1 pseudogene is annotated in these 401 nt (G+C 36.7%); it reads right to left on the reverse strand.

From position 1 onward, the window contains the following. Positions 1-318 (reverse strand): annotated as a pseudogene (locus tag AAEY62_RS20535) (hypothetical protein); the annotation flags it as partial. Positions 319-401: the final 83 nt, after the last annotated feature.

Here is a 401-nt window from a genome sequence, read left to right on the forward strand (position 1 = left end):
TCCTTGAACTGGGTTATTCAAACGCTCTTTCGCTTCATTTAAACGGTTTTTTAATATTTTAGAACCAGGTGAAAGCGATACCATGGTACTAAGCGCATCATGATTACGACGCTGTAAAACACGTAGTGTGTTATCTGAAAACGGGATATTAGCGTTATTCATTAACGCTTCCTCGGTTTCCTCAATGATAGCTTTTTGTTTGGTTAGTTCTTTACGGCGATCAGCTTCTTGTTTTTCTTTATGCTGTTGCACCGCACTTACCCAAAGCGCAATCACAATAAGAGCAACAATGAGTATAATTATAATAGAGACGATCATGTTACAGTTCTCGGGTTCTAAACCTAATTGCTCAATCTTACATTAAATATATAAGAACAGGAAAACTTTGCGCTAATTAACTA

The sequence above is a fragment of the Pseudoalteromonas sp. GW168-MNA-CIBAN-0100 genome (assembly GCF_040309225.1).
GTDB lineage: Bacteria > Pseudomonadota > Gammaproteobacteria > Enterobacterales > Alteromonadaceae > Pseudoalteromonas > Pseudoalteromonas arctica.